General features: G+C 71.3%; 15 protein-coding genes. 6 read left to right on the forward strand and 9 right to left on the reverse strand.

The genetic code is table 11. From position 1 onward, the window contains the following. Window positions 1–10 precede the first annotated feature (10 nt). On the reverse strand, window positions 11–484 hold the full coding sequence (locus tag L0P92_RS04150; protein WP_234761088.1) for a DUF5709 domain-containing protein: 474 nt from the start codon (window positions 482–484) through the stop codon (window positions 11–13). 316 nt (window positions 485–800) lie between these two features. Here L0P92_RS04150 and L0P92_RS04155 point away from each other — a divergent pair, with 316 nt between their 5' ends. Together L0P92_RS04155 and L0P92_RS04160 are read left to right on the forward strand one after the other, a co-directional pair. Further along, on the forward strand, window positions 801–2273 hold the full coding sequence (locus L0P92_RS04155; protein WP_234761090.1) for an APC family permease: 1473 nt from the start codon (window positions 801–803) through the stop codon (window positions 2271–2273). Between the two features lie 11 nt (window positions 2274–2284). Next, a complete protein-coding gene (locus tag L0P92_RS04160; RefSeq protein WP_234761091.1) occupies window positions 2285–3244 on the forward strand; it encodes a hypothetical protein in 960 nt (319 codons plus the stop codon). On the opposite strand, the gene prcB is transcribed toward L0P92_RS04160, so the two are convergent. Next, window positions 3245–4099 carry a proteasome subunit beta gene (prcB, locus tag L0P92_RS04165; RefSeq protein WP_234761092.1) on the reverse strand — a complete coding sequence of 285 codons (855 nt, stop codon included), beginning with the start codon at window positions 4097–4099 and terminating at the stop codon, window positions 3245–3247. A 75-nt stretch (window positions 4100–4174) separates the two neighbouring features. Then, window positions 4175–5665 (reverse strand): glycosyltransferase family protein, encoded by a 1491-nt coding sequence (locus L0P92_RS04170; protein ID WP_234761093.1) that lies wholly within the window; start codon window positions 5663–5665, stop codon window positions 4175–4177. Between the two features lie 129 nt (window positions 5666–5794). Here L0P92_RS04170 and L0P92_RS04175 point away from each other — a divergent pair, with 129 nt between their 5' ends. Continuing rightward, window positions 5795–6454, forward strand: coding sequence for a nucleoside/nucleotide kinase family protein (locus tag L0P92_RS04175; protein ID WP_234761094.1), 660 nt, complete (start codon window positions 5795–5797; stop codon window positions 6452–6454). Here the strand turns inward: L0P92_RS04175 and L0P92_RS04180 are convergent. From L0P92_RS04180 to L0P92_RS04205, 6 genes are all read right to left on the reverse strand, one after another. Continuing rightward, a complete protein-coding gene (locus L0P92_RS04180; RefSeq protein ID WP_234761096.1) occupies window positions 6449–8284 on the reverse strand; it encodes a hypothetical protein in 1836 nt (611 codons plus the stop codon). The genes L0P92_RS04175 and L0P92_RS04180 overlap by 6 nt on opposite strands. A gap of 70 nt (window positions 8285–8354) precedes the next feature. After that, the gene (locus tag L0P92_RS04185) at window positions 8355–10073 is read right to left on the reverse strand and encodes a hypothetical protein (RefSeq protein ID WP_234761097.1); all 1719 of its coding nucleotides are present in this window, start codon (window positions 10071–10073) and stop codon (window positions 8355–8357) included. 2 nt (window positions 10074–10075) lie between these two features. Next, a complete protein-coding gene (locus L0P92_RS04190) occupies window positions 10076–10978 on the reverse strand; it encodes a carbohydrate ABC transporter permease (protein ID WP_234761099.1) in 903 nt (300 codons plus the stop codon). Then, a complete protein-coding gene (locus L0P92_RS04195) occupies window positions 10975–11895 on the reverse strand; it encodes a carbohydrate ABC transporter permease (protein ID WP_234761100.1) in 921 nt (306 codons plus the stop codon). The genes L0P92_RS04190 and L0P92_RS04195 overlap by 4 nt, the downstream gene beginning before the upstream one ends. 122 nt (window positions 11896–12017) lie before the next feature. Beyond that, window positions 12018–13340, reverse strand: a complete 1323-nt coding sequence (locus L0P92_RS04200) for an extracellular solute-binding protein (RefSeq protein ID WP_234761101.1) — start codon at window positions 13338–13340, stop codon at window positions 12018–12020. A 284-nt stretch (window positions 13341–13624) separates the two neighbouring features. Next, window positions 13625–14758: an ROK family protein gene (locus L0P92_RS04205; RefSeq protein WP_234761102.1), complete on the reverse strand. Its 1134-nt coding sequence runs from the start codon at window positions 14756–14758 to the stop codon at window positions 13625–13627. Window positions 14759–15068: 310 nt separating this feature from the next. Between L0P92_RS04205 and L0P92_RS04210 the strand changes: the two genes are divergently transcribed. The 3 genes from L0P92_RS04210 (at window position 15069) to L0P92_RS04220 (ending at window position 19849) form a co-directional block, all read left to right on the forward strand. Continuing rightward, a complete protein-coding gene (locus L0P92_RS04210; protein ID WP_234761103.1) occupies window positions 15069–15977 on the forward strand; it encodes an N-acetylglucosamine kinase in 909 nt (302 codons plus the stop codon). Between the two features lie 108 nt (window positions 15978–16085). After that, a complete protein-coding gene (locus tag L0P92_RS04215; protein WP_234761104.1) occupies window positions 16086–18023 on the forward strand; it encodes a phosphatase PAP2 family protein in 1938 nt (645 codons plus the stop codon). A gap of 266 nt (window positions 18024–18289) precedes the next feature. Further along, window positions 18290–19849, forward strand: coding sequence for an ArnT family glycosyltransferase (locus L0P92_RS04220; protein ID WP_234761118.1), 1560 nt, complete (start codon window positions 18290–18292; stop codon window positions 19847–19849). Window positions 19850–19907 lie beyond the last annotated feature (58 nt).

The raw sequence follows: 19907 nt of genomic DNA on the forward strand, positions 1-19907 counted from the left end.
GTCCCGTCCGCTACGGCTCCTCCACGACGTGCACGGCCGCCTCCTCCGCGCCGGCCGCCCCCGCGTCGATGCCCACGTCGGCCGCGACCTCCTCCTTGGTGGTGTCGGCGTGGGCGCCCTCGTCCGGGGCGACGAGGCGGCCCGCGCGGTCGGCGCCCGCCTCCCGGTCGACGGGTTCGCCGTCCCCGCCCGGCAGGTCACCGACGTCGTCGCCGGCCGGCTCGGCACCGTCGGGTACCTCCTGTGCGAGGCGTTCGTCGAGGGTCTCGCCGTCGTGCTGTTCGGCGGCCGTGGTGCCGTGTTTGGTCACGCCGAGCGGCTTCTCCGGCGGGGAGTAGCCCTCGTCGAGGGTGTCGTCGTAGGTCCGCTCGTCCACGGCGTCCTGAAGGTCGAGCGGTGCCGCGTCCTGCTGTTCCTCGTTGCTTCCGGTGGGCTGGTACGCGTCGTCGGCCATCGGCTCCGCGGGCGTGTTCTCGGTGCTCATGCCTGCCTCCCTCACTGGCTCGGTCGGCTGGTCTCGCCGGTGGATGTCCTGAACCGCGTTTCCCGTTGCGCGGCGTCCAACCCCGGAAGATCTCACGGCTCTTGAAGCATCAAAGAGTGTGGCTATCATCACTCGCACACACGGTGTGACTGCACGGCAACGCAACGGCGTACAGTGTCCGCCACCCCGTTCCGCTCCACCGCCCCTGACCCGAGGTCATCCCTCCCCGGTTCGTGGCGTTGTTTCACCCCCCACCCCCTTACGTCGTCGGGGCCGGTCCGCCCTCACGTCGTGCAAGACGGAAAGCAGCGCATCCATGGGCAACAACAGGGGCAGAGGGCTGCAGGCCAACGCCCTCGGTACGTTCGACACGGTGGTGATGGCGGTCGCGGGCAGCGCCCCCGCGTACTCGATCGCCGCGACCACGGCGGTGCTCGTCTCGGCGGTGGGCCTGGCCAGCCCGGCCGCACTGCTGTACTGCGCGATACCGATGCTGGGCATCGCACTGGCCTTCAGCCATCTGAGCCGGATCGACGTGAACGCGGGCGCCAGTTACTCCTGGGTGGGCCGCACGCTGCATCCCTTTCTGGGATTCATCAGCGGCTGGGCGCTGGTGATCTCGGCGACCATCTTCATGGTGGCGGGGTCGCTGCCGGCCGGTTCGATGACGCTCGCCCTCTTCGACGAGGAACTCGCCGACAACACCGCGCTGTCGACGCTGGTCGGCGCCGGCTGGTTCCTGATCATGCTGTTCGTGGTGCTGGGCGGCGCGCGGCTCACCGTGCGGGCGCAGCTGGTGATGTCCGGTGTCGAGCTGGCGATACTGGCCCTGTTCGCCGTACTCGCCCTTCTCCACTCCGACAACGCCCGGGCGTTCGACTGGTCCTGGCTCGGCTTCGGGCACTTCGACGGGGTGACGGGGTTCGCGTCCGGGGCGCTGATCGCGGCGTTCTACTACTGGGGCTGGGACGTGACCAGCAACCTCAGTGAGGAGACCCGCAACAGCCGTCGTACGACCGGTCTCGCGGGGCTGATCGGGGTGGGCGTCGTGTTCCTTCTCTTCGAGGCGTTCACGATCGCGGTGAACGTCATCCTGTCCTCGAAGCAGATCCAGGACAACGAAGCCAACGTGCTGGCCGTGCTCGGTGCGGAGGTCTGGCCGGGCTGGGGCGGCAAGTTGCTGGTCATGGCGGTGATGCTGTCCACGATCGCCACCCTGGAGACCACGCTCATCCAGGTCACGCGCTCGCTGTTCGCGATGGGCCGGGACCGTACGATGCCGTCCGCGCTGGGCCGGGTGCACCCCCGGTGGAACACACCGTGGGTGGCGATCACGGTGGTGGGAGTGGTGGCGCTGGCGATGCTCGTCGCCTCCAACTTCCTGGGCACGGTGGGCGAGATCCTCTCCGACGCCATCTCCGCGATGGGGCTGCAGATCGCCCTGTACTACGGGCTGACGGGGCTGGCGGCGGTGGTCGCCTACCGCACCACGCTGCTGAAGTCCGTGGGGAATTTCGTGTTCGGCGGTGTGTGGCCGTTGTTCGGGGCCCTGTTCATGTTCTGGGTCTTCGTCGAGTCGCTGGGCGAGCTGAGCGCCTCCGCCATCGCGATCGGCGTCGGAGGTCTCGCGGCCGGGCTGATCCCGATGTTCTGGTACTGGCGGCAGGGCAGCGACTACTACCGGCCGGCCAAGCTGGACGCGGCCCGGACCGTCGAGGCGGACTACGTGCCGGCCGGCGCGGGCGGCAGCGACTCCCTCGTCCACGAGGGTCTTCCCACCGACTTCTGAGGGAGCCCTCGATGGCGAAAGACCGCTTCGCTCCCGACTTCGACCCCGACTGCGGTGACGCCGCGCTGACCTGCGCCCGGCAGGACATCGTCATCGGCCGCTGGCAGGGGCTGCGGGAGCTGCTGCGGGTCACCGGTCCGAACTGGCTGGTCCGCGGCCATCGGACCCGGCTGCTCGCCCAGGCCTGTGCGAGCAGTTCGACGTCGGAGTCGTGGCTGGCCGCCGAGCCGCACAGCGCCGACGCGCTGGTGCTGCGGGCGGCGACGGAGACGGCCCGGGCGTTCAACCTGGCGATCACCGCGGGCCGGGGGGTGCCGATCGACCGGCGGCGCATCGACAGCGCGGTGCTGTCGTGCCTGAGGGCGGCCGACTCCTACCCGGACGATCCGACCCCGTGGATCTCGCTGATCTCCGTCGCCCGGCTGTATCCGTCGGGCGTACGACGGCAGGAACTGGCGCGCTGGTGGGACGAGTTGCACCAGCGCGACCCGTACAGCGTCGAGGGCCATCTGCAGGTGCTGCACTACTACTCGGCGCGCTGGCACGGCACCCACGGTCTGATGTACGACTTCGCCCGTGACGCGGCCGGCGTGGCACCGTCCGGCTGTCCGCTGCCGGTGCTGGTGCAGTACGCCCGGGTCGAGGAGTTCCGCTACGCCCTGGACGCGGCCCGGGGCCGGCACGCCTCGATGGGGCTGGGCCAGCACTGGAGCAACGACGGCGCCGTCAGCGACGTCCGCCGCACCTGGGAGCGCTGGATCACCGGCCGCACCGGCGACGGCATCGCTCCCGGCGAGCTGCGCGACGTCAACTACCTGACGCACGCGGCCTGTCACGCCGGGGCGCATGACATCGCGGCCGTCCTGTTCCGGATGCTGGAGCGCCGGGCCACCCGGGCTCCGTGGGCCTACACCGGCGACCCGGACAAGCAGTTCGTCAGATGGCGCAAGGAGGTGGGGGTGCGCGGTTGATCACGGCATGGCGTTCGGCCCGTCCGGCCGGCTGTGGCGCTGGGCGACCATCTCGCGGCTCAGTTCCTCCGTCTCCGACTCGGGCAGCCGCTCGAAGCCGTCCTCGGTGATCACCGAAACGGTCGGGAAGATACGGCGGTTGATGTCCGGTCCGCCGGTCGCCGAGTCGTCGTCGGCCGCGTCGTACAGCGCGTGCAGCGCGGCCAGCGCCGCCTCGTGCCGGGACATCCCCGCGTGGAACAGCTTCTTGAGGGCGCCCCGGGCGTACGGTGAGCCGGAGCCCTCGGCGTGGAAGTCGTACTTCTCGTACGGTCCGCCGGTGACCTCGAAGTCGAAGATGCGTCCGCGGGCGCCCTCGGGCGCCTTGGCGTCGTAGCCGGCGAGGAGCGGTACGACGGCGAGGCCCTGCATGGCCTGGCCGAGGTTCTGGCGGATCATGCCGGCCAGCCGGCTCGCCTTCGCCTTGAGGGTCATCGGGATGCCCTCGATCTTCTCGAAGTGCTTCAGCTCGACCTGGTAGAGCTTCACCATGTCCAGCGCGAGTCCGACGGTGCCCGCGAAGGCGACCGCGGTGTAGTCGTCCGCCGGGTGGACCTTCTCCAGGTCGCGCTGGGCGATGAGGTTGCCCATGGTGGCCCTGCGGTCGCCGGCGATCAGTACGCCGTCGCGGTAGGTGAGGGCCAGCACCGTGGTGCCGTGCGGGAAGCGGTCGGGGGCCGCGCGGACGCCGTCGGGAAAGGGACGGCGCATGGGCAGCAGGGCCGGGCGGTGTGCGGTGAGGAACTCGGTGAAGGACGAGGATCCCGGAGTGAAGAACTCCTCCCCCAACCGCCCGTCGTGCTCACTGCTCGTCATGGCGCTCCCCCTTCTGCGTCCGGCCGACAACCGGACTCCTACCTGAACCGGGCGGCCGGGAAACTCCTTTCAGGCTCAAGCGCCCGCGTCCGGCGCCGGGGCGATGCGGACCTCCAGGCCGTCGAGGCGGTGGAGTTCCCAGTCGCGGGCGTAGCGGGGCGGTGTGCCGCCGGGGTCGGTGAGGGCGCCGACCGGGATGCTGCGGGCGGTGTGCAGGATGTCGGCCTTGGTGGTGTTGGCGTTGTGGCCGCTGGTCGCGCCGGAGTCGCAGCCGGTGTAGTAGCCGACGGGGATGGCCTCGTGGCCGGTGAGCAGGCAGGGCGGGCGTACGCCGAGGCGGTGGAGTGCGGCGGCGGAGCGATCCCAGGCCTCGCGGTTGACGGTGGTGCGGTCCACGGTGCGGTCCAGGACGACGTACTGCACGGCCAGATGTCCGGCCAGGCCGAGCGCGATCACGGCGGCCGGCACCGGGCGCAGGCGGCCGTTCGGTCTGGTGGCCAGGTGGAGCAGCGCGTCGGCGACCGGGATGGCGAGCAGCGCGTAGGCGGGCAGGAGGAAGCGGGGCGCCGCGTATCCGATCATGAACAGGTACGGGAAGGCGGCCGTGGCGGCGCAGGCCAGGGGGACCAGGGTGCGGGTGGTGCGGCCGGCCAGGACCGCGACCGCCAGCCCGTAGGCGGCGAGCAGCGGGAGCACGAACCACCAGGCGTAGACGACCGGCGTGGGCATCTCGCCGTCGCAGGGCCGGCACAGGGTGCTGCCGACCAGGCTGCGCAGCTGGTCGTCGACGGCGAGGTTCCAGCCCAGGTCGCCCTGGATACGGGAGGCCTGGTTCAGCCGCTCGCGCAGTCCGCCGTAGCTGGTGAACGCCTCGATCACCCACTGCAGGCCACCGGCGGCCAGGCCCGCGGCGAGGGCGCCGCCGAGCCGCCAGTGCCGTGCCGCCACGGCGAGCACGAGCAGCGGCAGCGTGACCCAGACGGCGTCGGTGGGCCGCATCCACGCCATCAGCGCGGCGCCCGCCAGGACACCCCACCACGCCGTCCGGTCGAGCCGGTCCGTGCGGGCCCGCAGGAAGCAGGCGACGCAGATCAGGGCGCCGAGGGCGACCCAGAGGTTGGGCATGGCCTGCGGGCCGTAGAAGAGGGTCACCCACAGGGTGGCGAACAGGGCTGCCGCGCCGGCCAGGACGCGGGGCGGGAAAAGTCCGCGCCAGGCGCGCAGGGCCAGGTACAGGCCGAGTCCGGACAGGACGGCGAGGTAGACGCGCAGCAGGGGCGTGGAGGACGACCAGGAGGCGACGGGCCAGACCAGCAGCGGGACGCCGCGCGCGCGTGGTGCGCTGAAGAACGCGGCCGGGGCGTCGCCGCCGACCTGGCTGACGTACACCACCTCGTCCCAGCCGAGGCCGATCGAGGGCCGTACGAGCAGGAGTTGGGCGAGGGTGAAGGCGCCGGCCACCGCCGCGAGCAGGCCGTGGCCGCGGGCCTGCCACGACCGGCCGGACAGGAACGCCCCGTCGCGCCGGCCCATGCTCACGACCATGGGCTTCGTGCCGTGCGCCATCGTCCGCCCCTCCGGGAAGAAAGAAAGCGATGAAAAGATCGAAAACACGGACAAGCTAACCCGCATGGGACAGGTGTGCAGTGTGATGTTCGGCCAGGTGCCTGACCGAGGGGTGACACACTCTGGTCTGTGGTCCCGACCTTCGACGATCTCCTCGCCCGTGCCCGGTCCCTCCCCCGCGACGGCCACCGTGCCGTCCTCGGCATCGCCGGCAGCCCCGGCGCGGGCAAGACGACGCTCGCCGAGCGTCTGGTGCGGGAGCTGAACGGTTCCGGGGACAAGTGGGTCGCCCATGTGCCCATGGACGGCTTCCATCTGGCCGACGTGGAACTGGACCGGCTCGGTCTGCGCGACCGCAAGGGCGCGCCGGAGACCTTCGACGCTGCGGGGTACGCGGCGCTGCTGCGACGTCTGCGCGAGGAGGCCGACGGCGACATCGTGTACGCGCCCGGGTTCGAGCGAGTGCTGGAGCAGCCGATCGCCGGTGCCGTCGCGGTGGAGCCGACCGCCCGGCTGGTGGTGACCGAGGGGAACTATCTGCTGCTGGACACGGGGCCGTGGGTCCGGGTGCGGCGACAGCTGGACGAGGTGTGGTTCTGCGAGGCCGACGAGCCGGAGCGGGTGCGGCGGCTGATCGCCCGTCACGAGGAGTTCGGCAAGCCGCACGAGAAGGCGGTGGCCTGGGTGCTGGGCACCGACCAGCGCAACGCGGACCTGGTCGCCGCGACCCGGGTCCGGGCGGACCTGGTGGTGCCGGCCACGGCCCTGTCGAGCCGTCAGCGTCTATGACGTCTTGAGCGTGAGCTCCGGCTCCCCGTGTGCGTCGCCCGCCACCTCGCCGAGCACGGCGGTGAATGCCTCGGTGTGGACGACCAGCCGCGCACCGTCGCGTTCGACGCTCAGGGCGCCGAACGGGCCGGAAGGTCCGTAGCGTACGGCGAAGACGTGCAGGTCCTCCGGGCCGCCCGGCGCCGGTTCGGCCTCCAGGGCCGTCGAGCCCACCAGATGCCGCCAGCCCTCGTCGGGGTTGCCGTATCCGCGCGGGTCGGCCGCCAGGGCGAAGGCCGCCTCCTCCTGGGTCCGGCCTTCGCGGGCGTCGAAGTACTCCACGCCGTCCGACCCGGGGTGCGTCAGCCGGAGCGCGCCGGCCGACGTGACGTCACCGTCCGCGGTCCTGCGCACCCGGTCGCCGTCGTCGGTGGCGTACGGCAGCCCAGCGAGCAGGTACGGCGTGCCGGGGAGCCGTTCCACCGCGACGGTCACCCACAGGCGCGTCCCGTCGGTGACGTACAGGGACCTCAGATGGCGCAGGACGTGGTCGCGGCCGACGACCGGCTTGGTGACCAGCTTGGCCGTGAGGCCGTCGGCGCGGACGTCCCGGACGCGGACCTCGCCCATGGGGCGGCAGTAGAGGAAGCCGTCCGTGACGGGGCCGAAGCCGTGCTGTCGGTTCACCGCCGCCGGGAGGTAGTACGTGCCCGCGGCCTCGACCAGCGACGGCGTCATACGGTCGTCGAAGGCCACCGACACCGTGCCCGCCCGCAGTTGGTGACGGGCCGGGAGCCGCGACGGTCTGCGGTGCCAGCGCGTGGTGTCCTGGATCTGCCAGACCAGCATCCAGGCGAAGTGACCGTCGACCCCGCCGTCGGCCTTGACCGCGTGCCGGCCCCAGCGGGTGTCGCCCCGGTAGCGGCCGAGGTCGGAGCCGACGCGCCGGCTGAAGTAGCGCAGGCCCAGGACCGACTCGAAGCCGCTGTGCTGCTCGCTGTAGCGCGGGCCGCCGTTGTCGAAGCCGCCGTTCGTCAGACGGGCGTCGATGTAGCGGGCGAGCGCGTCGCCGTCCTCGGCGAAGATCCGCTCGCCGCTGACCCGGTGGGCCTGGGCGAGGAAGGACAGGGAGATCGGGCCGTAGTTGTTGTCGTAGGCGCCGCCGTGCTCGGGCGGCAGCAGCGCGCCCCGGTCCGCGACGCGGTGGGCGCGGATCTTGTCGGCGTACAGGGCGAGGGCCCGGGCACGCACCTGCTCGCCCTTGCCGGGCGGGAGATGGCGGGCCAGCATCAGCCCGCCGACGATGCAGCCGATGGCCTGGTTGCCGGCCTCCTGCGGGTTGAAGAAGGTCGCCTCGGTCAGCCAGCGCCAGTAGCCGTGCGCGACGTCGAGCAGTTCCGCGCGCTGCTCGCCCTCGACGAGCCCCTCCGCCAGATCCAGCACGTCGACGGCCTGGAGCAGCGCCCACACCGTGCTCGGCCAGTCGCCGACGGGGTGGGCGCCGGCGGCGAGGGTGTAGCGGGCGTAGGGCAGGGCCGAGTGGCGGGCCCTCAGGTTCGGGTAGCCGGGGTTGTCCACCGTGTAGACCCGCTCGCGCAGATGGAAGGCGAGGCTGCGGCGCACCGCCTCCGGCAGCCGGGGGTCCTTGCCGCGCTGCCAGGCCAGGGCGAGCAGCGAGGTGATGCCGAGGGACGTGTCGCCGATGTCGTCGACGCAGTCCGGGTGCTCCAGGTTGCCCTCCGGCGTGAGCCGGGCCAGGGCCTCCGCCACGACGCCGGCGAGGACGGCGTCGTATGCCTCGGGGCTGTCCGGCAGGTCGTGCAGCGGGCCCAGCTGGCGTGGCAGGTGCACGGGAGGGGACGTGAGGTGCACGGGGATCAGCCCTTCATGCCTGAGGTGGCCATGGCGTCGGTCGTCGGGGTCATACGACGGGTACGTGCCGGTGGGCGCGCAGTGCCAGGTTCAGGGTCTGCGGTCCGTGGCCGCCGAGGTAGACGCGGTTCCCGGTCGTCGCGTCGGTGCCGCCGGCCACGGTGTAGTCCTGCCCCGGGTCGTATCGCAGTACGTCGCCGCGGTCCGGTCCGGCGAGCGGTTCGCCCGTCTCGACGGTGGCCTCGATCCGGATCTCGTCGTCGCCGACGCGGTAGGTCAACGGCTCGGTCGTCAGGCACCAGCTTCCGTCGCCGAGCGGGACGGCGCCCTGCGGCTCGCCGCCCGGGCGGAAGGTCAGTTCGAGGGCCCAGGGCACGGTGGGGCCGCTGACGTCGATCCGCAGGTCGGCGCCGTCGTCCCGTAGGTCGACCTCGATTCGGGTCGTGTGGGAGACCTCGTCCTGAGGGCGGTCGGGGAAGGCCATCGCCGCGGAGAAGCGGCCCTCGTCCACCAGGCGGTAGGCGCCGTCGTCGCGCCTTCGGTCCTTCGGGAGCGGCTGGTAGTAGGCGGTGGTGAGGGTTTGGGTGAGCCGGTACCGGTGGTCGTCGAGCCGTTCCATGGCGGCGGCGCGGAACGGGCCCAGGTCGAAGAACACCCGCGAGAGACGGACCGCGTCCAGGACGGCGGCACCGGCGAACATACGCAGGAAGGTGGGGTTGCAGGCGAGGCCCGAGCGGATGCGCCGGTGCTCGGGCACGTCGGAGCCGCCGTACACCACGGTGTGCGCGGTGGCCGACGCGTGTGCGGCGAGGCGTGTGGTGGGCAGGTACCGGTGGCGTGGGAGCTGCTCCGCGTCCGGGGCCGGCAGGGTGCGGCACAGCTCCGGGGTGAGGAGGGTCTGGGCGAGCAGGTCGGGGTCCTCGATGCCGTCGGCGGCCGCCAGGCGGGCCGCGCGGGCGAAGTCGCCCCGGCCGGTGCGGATCGCGAGCAGCCGGTAGTGCGGCAGGTAGGGCCACAGCGCGAACGACAGCTTCTGGTCCTGGCGGCGCGAGTGGACGGTCTCCACCGTGCCGTCCGGCCTGATCAGGTCCAGGGTCGCGGCGAGGTTGCGTTCGACGGCGGCCGGCAGGTCGGTACGCCCGAGCACCTCGGCCAGCAACAGCAGCGCCGGGTTGGTCACGATGGACGCGTAGACGGCGCTGCGTTCCGAGTACAGGCCCTCCGCGTCGATGTCGACGCCCTCGCCGAGCCACTCCTCGACGCGGTCGAGGAGCCGGTCGTCCGGGAACGACCGGTGCAGTCGGGCCAGCGCCGCGCACAGCTCCCAGCGGTGGTTCGGGGTGTGCACGCCACCGGTCAGGAGGCTTTCGGTGGCGGCGCCGGCGATCTCGGCGAGCGCGGCCGTCACCTCGCCCAGTTCCGGTCCCGCGTCGGCGGCGAGGACGTACGCGTCGCACACGTCGTTGACGGTGAACGCGGAGTCGGGAGGTGACTGGACGTTGTCGCCGCCCGCGAAGAGACCGGAGGGCGTCTGCACCGCCCGCAGGGCGCGCAGCTGTGTCATCGCGGCGGCGACGGCCTGCTTGCTGCCGTGCAGTGCCGAGTCCGGGGAACGGTAGGCCGCGACCAGGGTCTTCACCCGGTGTGCCAGACCACGGTGTGGCACACCGGTGGGTTCCTCGTCGGGGTCGGCGGCGAGCGGGGCGGCCAGCCGGTCGGCGGCGCGCGCCGCCGACCGGACGAACTCGTGGTCGATCGGGTGGGGCAAGGTCAGTCCTTCAGGCCGGCGTTGATGTCGGCGTTCATGACGTACTTCTGGAACACCAGGAAGACGATGATCAGCGGGATCATGGAGATGACCGATCCGCCGAGCAGCACCGACCAGTTGATGTTCTGCGCCCCGACGAGGCTCTGGATGCCGATCTGCACGGTGAACTTCTCGGGGTCGTTGAGCATCAGCAGCGGCCAGATGTAGTCGTTCCAGCGCCACTGGAACGACAGGATGGCGAGCGTCAGCATGATGGGCCGGGAGAGCGGCACCATGATCCTCAGGAAGATCGACAGCTCACGCGCGCCGTCGATGCGGGCGGCCTCGATGAGCTCGTCGGGGACCGTCAGGAAGAACTGCCGGAACATGAAGCAGCCGGTCGCGGTGAGCAGGGCCGGGAGGATGATGCCGGCGAGCGAGTTGTAGAAGCCGAGGTCGCGGACCACCAGGAACAGCGGGGCGAGCATGACCTCGCCCGGCAGCATCGTGGTGGCCAGGATGCCGATGAAGAAGGCCTTGAGCCATTTGTTGTCGTACTTGGCGAGCGCGTACCCGGTGCAGCAGCTGACTCCCACCGTGAGGATCGTCGCGATCACACAGACGATGGCCGTGTTGATGAAGTACTGGGAGAAGTTGGCGCTGTCCCACGCCGTCTTGTATCCCGACACGGTGGGGTCGTGCGGGAACAGCGTCAGCGGAAGGGAGAACAGGTCTCCCGCCGGCTTGAAGGAGCTGAGGACGAACCACAGCACCGGCACCGCGTAGAGGGCCGCCAGGACCCACAGGAGTGTCGTCGCGGGCACCGCGCGCCGAAGGCCACCGCCGCTCCCGCCGCGGGACCGCTTCCTGGAGACGGCCCGTACGGAGGCGGCGTCGACCTTGCGCGGCATGTCTGTGGTTGTCATCGGTTCTCCACCCGCCGGTTGACCATCATCTGGACGATCGCGACGACCATCAGGATGAGCATGAGCACGAACGACGCGGCGCTCGCGTAGCCGATCTGGCCCGTCTTGAAGCCGGTCTGGTAGATGTACTGGACAAGCAGGTTGTTCGACGTTCCGGGTCCGCCGTTGTTGAGGGAGGCGAACAGCGGGTATTCCTTCATCGCGTGGATCGTGTTGAGCAGGATGACGATGAAGGAGGTCGGCGCGATGCTCGGCAGTGTGATGCTGATGAACTGGCGCCACGGGCCGGCGCCGTCGAGCTCGGCCGCCTCGTAGTACGACTGCGGCACGTTCTTGATCGCCGCGATGAACAGCAGCATCGAGAAGCCCGTCCAGGCCCAGGATGCCGCCACGACCACCACGATCAGCGACAGGTCCGCGTTCGACTGCCAGGGAACGGCGCTTCCGCCGAGCTTCTCGATGAGGTAGTTGACCAGTCCGAAGTTCTCGCCGAACAGCCACCGCCACAGGACACCCACGACGATCGGCGACAGCAGCCACGGGATGAAGAAGAAGATGCGGGCGACCGACACGCCCTTGGCGTGCTTGCTCACCAGCACGTTGGCGATGAGCAGCGAGAGCACGAAGTTCAGCGGTACGAAGAGCACGGTGTACAGCAGTGTCCGGGACAGCGCGTCGAAGAAGGTGGAGTCCCCGAACAGGTTGCTGTAGTTGTCCAGTCCGACGAACTGGAACGCCCCCACACCCGTGTAGTTCGTGAAGGAGTAGACGAGCCCGATCACCGCCGGCCAGACGAAGAACAGCGCGAAGAGCACGACGTTGGCCGCGATGAGGACGAGCGGCGCGAGGGTGTACTTACTGCGTCTCCTGGGCGGGCTCACGGACACGTCCGACACGTCCGAGGCGCGTTTTGTCATCTTCCTGACTCCGTGCTGGTGGAATGGGTTCCTGTGGGCTCAGGCGGTGAGCCCGGCTTCGCGCGGGCCCCGAGTCCGGGCGGCGGGGTCGGGACACCGCCGCCCGGACTGTCGGCCTGCGATCAGCCGCCGACCTGCTGGTTGTAGCCGGCCACGATGTTCTCCAGGGCCTTGTCGGCCGACTGCTGGCCGTTGATCGCCTTGCCGAGTTCCGTCTTGGTCGGGTCCTCGGTGAGGCTCTTGCCCTTCAGCACCCAGTTCGTCTGCGCGCTGTTGAAGTAGCCGGAGATCGGGTCGTAGAGCGGGATGGACTCGTTGTAGAGCTTGAACGCCGCCTGCGCCGCCTCGGACTTGAAGGGGTACTTCGGGTTCAGGCCGCTCTCGACCGGCAGGAAGCCGGACGCCTCGCACAGCGCCTGGTAGTGGTCCGGCTCGTACAGCCAGGACAGGAACTTCTTCGCGGCGGCGGCCGCGTCGGCGTTGTTGTTGAAGCCCACCGTCATGCCGCCGCTGTTGACGTCACTGGCCTGCACCGGCTGGGCGGGGGTCGGGACGCTCGCCCACTCGAACTTCTTGATGCTCTCCGCGAAGGCGGGGACCTGCCACACGCCGGACCAGTAGGCGACCACGTCACCGCTCTGGAACATGGCGGACGGGTCGGCGCCGGACGTCCACACCGACTTCGGCATGGTCTTGTCGTCGTTCCAGCCGACGAAGGTGTTCACGGCCTTCTTGGTCGCCGCGTCCACCGAGAACTTGCCGGAGTCGTCCGCGTGGACGTACTTGCCGCCCATCTCGTAGACCATGGCGCGCAGCCGGGACGGCGACTGGTCGAAGGTCAGGGAGTACTTGGCCTTGGTCTTCTCCCGGACCTTGTTCGCCGCCTCGATGAAGTCGGTCCAGGTCCAGGTCTTGTCGGGCGAGGTCGGGTAGTCGACGCCGGCCTTCTCGAAGAGGGACTTGTTGATGAACATGCCGGACGCGGTGACGTCCGAGGGGATGGACAGCACCTTCCCGGACGAGTCCTTGGCGACGAAGTTGGCGTTGATCTTGTTGGTCTTGTTGTTGGCGATGTCGCTGAGGTCGATCAGCTTGTTCGACCAGATCGGGTCCAGCGCCGGCACGGCCGCCACGTCGGGCAGGGAGTTCGCCTGGGCGGCGTTGTGCAGCTTCGTCGTGTAGCCGTCGTAGGGGATGTTGACGAGCTTGACCTTGACGCCGGTTTCCTTCTCGTACTGCGCCACCATCTTCTTCCAGCCCGCGTCCTGCCCCGGAACCGTGGAGATCCAGAACGTCAGCGACTTGGAGGTCCCGCCCGAGCCGGAGTCCGACCCGCAGGCGGAGAGCAGGAGGGCACCTGCCGTGGCCACGGCAGCGAGGGGAGCCAGGCGGCGTATACCGCCGCGGCCGAGTCGGCGGGAGCGCCGCACACCCACAGTGGTCATCTTCGATCCCTTTTCGTCGTAGGGGACGGAGCCCGGCGCCGACGATGCGGCACGGGTGCATTTTGCAGGATTTGCAGGAAAAGTCACTTTCCGGGGGCCGCGACCTCGCCCGGCCGCGTCGTCCACGCGGGGCGGGATCCCCGGCCGTCCTGGCCGTCACCGCACGGGCTCGCCCTCGTGCGGTTGCCGTACGTCGAGTACGGGCGGGACGCTCGCCCCAAGCCGGCGTCCCGGCCGACTTAGAAAGCGCTTGTCCGGACATTGGCAGACCGAGTCCGAAACCGTCAATCCTTCGTCCGCGCCGCCTCGGTCACGGTTTGGACTCCTCTGGCCACCGCGAGGCGGGCCGCGCCCACCACGGTGCCGAGATCACCGACCTGGCTGCTGACCACCTCGGTGGGCCAGCTGAGCCGCTCCAGCTCGGCCCGCACACCGGGCAGGAGCTGCGAGAACGCGCCGGTGCTGCCGCCCAGCACGAGCAGCCCCGGATCCAGTACGGCGGTCACCGCGGCGGCCAGCCTGCCCACGTCCACGGCGTGCCGGGCGACGACGGCGCGGGCCGGGGCGTTGCCCTCGCCGGCGAGCGCGAAGAGCCGCTCGACCGTGGCGGGGCCGGCACCGTCGGCATCCGGCCATGCCTCGGCGGCCCGGCGCAGCAGGGAACGGGCCCCGATGTACTCCTCCAGGGCCTCGTGGCGGGGCTCCAGGTCGTCGTCCCAGGGGTAGGGCAGCCGGGCGAGCTCTCCGGCGGCTCCGTTCGCCCCGGCCAGCACCTGGCCTCCCACCACGATGCCGAGACCGATACCGACGCCGATCCGCAGATAGCCGAAGGTGCGCCGGCCGCGCGCCGCGCCCTCGTGCAGTTCCGCGAGCGCGGCGCAGTTGACGTTGTTCTCCAGGTGGACGGGGACTCCGGGCGGCAGCGCGACGGCCACCGCGTCGAAGACGGGCCCCGCCTTGGCGGTCGCCGGGCGCATGCCGGAGCCCTCCTCGGCCCGCGCGGTGACATCACCGACGGCCACGACGATGGTGCGCAGCGGGGCGTCGGCGGGCAGCGCGCCGAGTGTGTCGCGCACCACGTCGGCCGCCTCGGTGCGGGGACCGGTGGCCTCGGCGAGCAGGGTGCCGTCCAGGGCGCAGCCGCGGACCCGGGTGAGCGCCGGGCCGAGGTCGACGGCGAGCACGGCGCCGGCGGCCGGGCCGAGGCGGTAGACGGCGGCGCTGCGGCCCGTGCCGCTGGAGGCGGTGCCGGAGTGGGCGGCCAGATGGACGCTCTCCAGTTCGGCGACGGCGGCGGAGACCGTCGGTTTGGACAGCCGCGCAAGGCTGGCGAGCTGCGGCCGGGTCGCGGTGCCGGCCTGGGCCAGCACGGCGAATACGAGGCTCGCGCTCTCGGTCAGACGGGGGGCTCTTACCACGTCGTGTTCCACAGTTCCCCCAGGTGACAGGCTGCTCTCCCGGGCCGATCGGCTCGGCGGAAGGCGGCGATGGGTTGCCCTGGCGGCACGCCTCGCCGGACCGGGCGAAAGGCCCGGGAAGCCGACTGCGCGACGCCTATTGACACGCACTGTACTTCGTTAGTTAACTTCCTAACGAACGTCACGGTACTCGCCTGCCGTGATCCGTCCAGAGGCCCGTCCCGGGGCTTCACCAGCTCTTCAACAGTCTTGCCCTCCGGCACGGTTCGCCCGCCGTCGCAGCACCCAGCGCACCGACGAAAGAGGATCCGTGCAGGTCACCCCTTTGTCCGGCCCACTGGTGGTCGGCATCGACGTGGGCGGCACCAAGACGCATCTCCGCGCGCTCACGGCCGAGACCGTCGTGGCCGATCACGTCCGTCCCAGCAGCGGCTGGCGGCCGTGCGATCCGGTGGCCGCCGCCGGCTGGCTGGCCGCGCTGCTCGCCGAGGCCCTTCCCAGGGGCACGCGCCCGGCCGCGCTGGCCGTCGGCGCACATGCCTGCGAGACCGCGCGTCAGTGCGCACAGATCCGTACGGCGCTCCAACTCCACTTCGACGCGCCCGCGCTGGTCATGGGCGACGCCGAACTCCTCGTGCCCGCCGCGGGCCTGGACAAGGGTGTCGGCCTGGTCGCCGGCACCGGATCCGTCGCCGTGGGCCGCTTCGCCGACGGCACACCGGTCCAGGTCGGCGGCTGGGGCGCGCTGCTCGGCGACGAGGGCGGCGCCGCCGGCCTGGTCCGCGAGGCCGTCCGTGCCGTATGGGCCGCGCACGACCTCGGCGAGGAGCCCGACGCGCTGGCGCTCGGTCTGCTGGCCGCCTTCGACGTCCCCGAAGTACCCGCGCTCGGCGCCGCGTTGGAGTCCGCCACGGCGCCCTCCGCCGACTGGGGCCGGCACGCCCCGGCCGTGTTCGCCGCCGCCGAGGCCGGCTCCCCGCTCGCCCGCACCGTGATCGCGGAGGCGGGCCGCTCCCTGGCCGCGCTCGTCGAACGCCTCGCCGCCCGTGGGGTGGTGGTCGACGACGTCGTGGTCGCGGGCAGCACCGTCCTCGCCCAGCCCTCGCTGTACGACGCCTTCGTGTCGGCGCTTCAGGAGAGTGTGCCGACGGCCCGGCCGCGCCCCCTGCGGGCACCTCCGGTCGAGGGCGCCGTGGCGATGGCCCGTTCACTTGTGTGACATGTGCCGGTCGCCGACTCTCCTCCACTTCGCCATGACCCGCCCGTAGATCTTCGCTCGAACGACCTCCCGGCCGCACGGCCGCAGAACTCGAGAGAGGCCACACCCATGCCGTCAACCGCCGGGCAGCACACCCCCGCGCCGCTCACCGAACGCACCATGAGACGCAGGGGGTTCCTCAAGACCTCCCTGGGGGCCACGGCCGGTGTCGTGGCCGCGCCCACCCTCGTCGGCTGGCTGGCCGCGGCGGACGCGAAGGCCGCCGCGGCCGCCGCCGCGTTCGTCGACGACTACAAGACGAACATCGTCGCGAACCAGACGCCCGAGACCAACGCGGTCATCCGGATCCTCGGCGGCTTCGCGAAGGTGTGGAAGACGGGCGGCGCCTGGAACACCGGCACACCGCTCGCCCCCGAGGTGCTGCGCGCCAACATGCGCTACTGCGCCCGGATCACCGCCGTGCGCACGGACGCCCAGGCGAAGGAATCGTTCATCGTCGACCGTCAGCACCAGAGCTACTCGGTGATCGCCGGGCTCGGTCCGCTGGCCGACCTGTACAAGTCGGGCGCGAAGGCGGTCACTTCGATCACCAGCGCGCCGGACGGTACCCCCGCCGGGAAGATCAGCGACGTCCTGCCGGCCGACGCGCCCGCGGGGTCCGCGATCGGCGCCGGGTCGTACGACTCGGACCTCGGCCAGGTGGCCAGGCTGGTCGACACGGTGCGCGGCCCCTTCGCCTCCGGCAACCCGGCCAAGTTCGCCTTCCAGTACCCGCGTCCGTGGCGGATGAACGAGGACAGCGAGGTCGTCGACACCGGCGAGAAGGACGAGTTCGGCTTCCCCGTCTACGACTCGAAGGTGGTCGTCGCCCCGCAGCTGCTGCGCCAGCGCAGTGAGAACGCGGCCGAGGACGGCGGTTTCCCCAGCGGCCACACCAACGCCCTGCACCTGGCGGCCCTGGCGTACGCCTACGCCGTACCGGAGCGCTTCCAGGAGATGGTGACCGCCGCCTTCGAGCTCAGCCACACCCGGATCGTGGCGGGCATGCACTCCACGGTCGACGTCCTCGGCGGCCGCGTCATGGCCACCGCCCTGGCCGCCGCCGCGCTGGCCGACCCGGCCAACTCCGATCTCAAGGCCGCCGCCCGGACGCAGGCCCTCGCGTACTTCGCGAAGCGGACCGGCACGACGGCGGACACGCTGTACGCCTACGCCCACTCGGCGGACGTCGGCACCGACCCGTATGCCGACCGCGACGCCAACGCCCGCGCCGTCAGGCCGAAGCTGACGTATGTGCTGACCCGGCGCGGCCGCGACGAGCCCCTGACCGTGCCGAAGGGCGCCGAGGTGCTGCTGGAGACGCGCCAGCCGTACCTGAGCGCGGCCCAGCGCCGCGAGGTGCTGCGTACGACCGCGCTGCCCGCCGGGTATGTCCTGCTCGACGGATCCGAGCAGTGGGGGCGGCTCGACCTGTTCTCGGCGGCGGACGGTTACGGCGCCTTCGACTCCGACGTGACCGTGACGCTGGACGCGGCGGCCGGGGGCTTCGGCGCGGCCGACGCGTGGCGCAACGACATCCGCGGCGAGGGCGGCCTGACCAAGCGCGGCACCGGCACGCTCACGCTGACCGGGCACAACCGGTACCACGGCGGCACGGTCGTCGAGGCGGGCACGCTGGTCGCCGGGTCCGCCAATGCCCTCGGGCAGGGCGATGTGCGGGTGCGGGGCGGCGTGCTGCGCGCGGACAAGGTGCTGCGGGTGCGCGGCTCCTACGTCCAGGAGGGCGAGACGACCCTGGAGCTGCTGCTCCGCAAGAACCACGGTCCGGCGCTCGAGGTGTCCCGTCGAGTGGTGCTGGGCCGGGGCAGCGTGCTGTCGCTGCGCCTCGACGCCGAGCGGCCGCCGGTCGCGGGGGCGACGGTTCCCGTCATCGAGGCACAGCGGTTGCGTGGTCAGTTCGACCGGATCGCGCTGAACTCGGACCGGCTGCGGGCCGTACCCGTCTACACGGCAGAAGGCCTGTCGGTACGACTCCTGAGGCGGTAACGCCGTCCCCGGCGCGGGGGCTGGTGCAGAGTAGGCCCATGGGCCGGCTCCGGATCAGCTCCCGCCGCCGCGGGGCCGACGGCGCCGCGGAGCGGATGATGGCGCTCGAACGGCACTCGGGTACGACCCCCGCGCAGGTGTCGGCAGCGGCATCGCAGGCGCTCCCGGACACGCCCGATGCGCTCAAAACGCCTGACGCTCAGCCCTCGTGGTCGTCCCGCAGGCGCTGGCTGGTCCCGCTCCTCGTGGTCGTGCTGCTGGGCCAGATGGCCGTCGCGATGGTGACGACCGCGCTGCAGCAGACTCCGACGATCGACGAACCCGTGTATGTGGGCGCGGCGGCCGAGTATCTGTACGAGCACCGTCTGGTCCACAACCCCGAGCATCCGCCGCTGGGCAAGCTGGTCATCGGCACCGGTGTGGCGCTGGCCGATCCCCAGGTCGATGGCTCGTTCACGGGCGATCAGGGCCGGTTGGGCCGGCATCTGCTGTACGAGTCGGGGAACGACCCCTGGCGGCTGATGCTGTTCGCCCGGCTCCCCGTGATCGTCCTGACTCTTTCGTTCGGGCTGATCGTGTTCGCCTTCGCCCGTGAACTGGCCGGTGCCGTGGGCGGGTTGGCGGCGCTCGGACTGTACGCCTTCTCCCCCGACGTCATCGCCCATGGCTCCCTGGCCACCTTGGACGTTCCGACGGCCGGGTTCGTGCTGGCGTCGGTCTGGCTGCTGTGGCGGGCCCGCCACCGGCCGCGCCGGTATGTGCCGCTCGCCGGGGTCGCGCTCGGCGCGGCCCTGGCGACGAAGATGAGCGCGTTGGCGGTGGTCCCGGTGGTGGCCGCGCTGGCGGCCCTGTCGGTGTGGTGTGCGAGGGTGTCCGCCGAGCCCGCCGAGCCCCGCCGCAGGACTCTCCTGCGGGCGGTCGCGGGCGCCGGCGTCGTCGTGGTGGTCGCGATCGGCGTCGTGTGGGCCTCGTATCTGGTGGTCGACCCACGGCTGCGGTGGGCACCTCAGCAGCATGTGCCGGTCGTGCACGGGCTGCGGGGGCTCGTGGTGGACCTGCTGCCGTTCCCGGAGGCGTACCGGGACGGGATGCGCGTCCAGTTCGGCTTCGAGAACCACCCGTGGGAGGGCTTTCTGTTCGGCCGGCTCTACACGGGCTCGCTCTGGTACTACCTGCCGGCCGCGCTGCTGGTGAAGACGCCGCTCGGCATGCTCGCCCTGTGGGCGGCGGGTGCGGTTGTGCTGGTGGCCGTTCGGCGGCTGCGGCCGGCGGCGCCGTATCTGCTGGTGCCGACCGCCGTGCTGCTCGCCTCGGCCATGCTCGGGTCACGGGACTTCGGTACGCGGTACGCCGTCTTCGTGCCGATGTTCCTGGCGGTGGCCGCGGGCTGTGCGGTCGCGGTGCGGTGGCGGTGTGCGCCGGTCGCGGTGGGTGCGCTGGTGCTGTTCGTCGCGGTCAGCTCGCTGCGGACGTATCCGTACTACCTGCCGTACTCCAACGAGGCGTTCGGCGGTCCGGCGAAGACGCGGCTGCGGCTGCACGACTCGAACGTGGACTGGGGTCAGGACCTGGGCCGGCTCGCGGACCGGCTGCGCGAACGGTACCCGGGTGAGCGGGTCTGGCTCGTCTACAAGGGCAGCGGTGTGCCGTCCTACTACGGCGTCCGCGCCACCGATCCGCGCAGGGCGCCCGCGCGTGAAGTGCGCGGGCTGCTCGTCGTGTCGGACTCCGCGGCGGCCAAAGCGACCGGGCGGCTGGCCGAATTGATCGACAGCAGTCGTCCGATCGATACGGTCGGCCATTCGATCACCATCTATCGGCGCTGAGCGCAGCGCCCGCACTCCGCTCACACACCTTGGTCACCACGGTGTGTGAGCTATGTTG

This window comes from Streptomyces muensis (assembly GCF_021474425.1).
Lineage (GTDB): Bacteria > Actinomycetota > Actinomycetes > Streptomycetales > Streptomycetaceae > Streptomyces > Streptomyces muensis.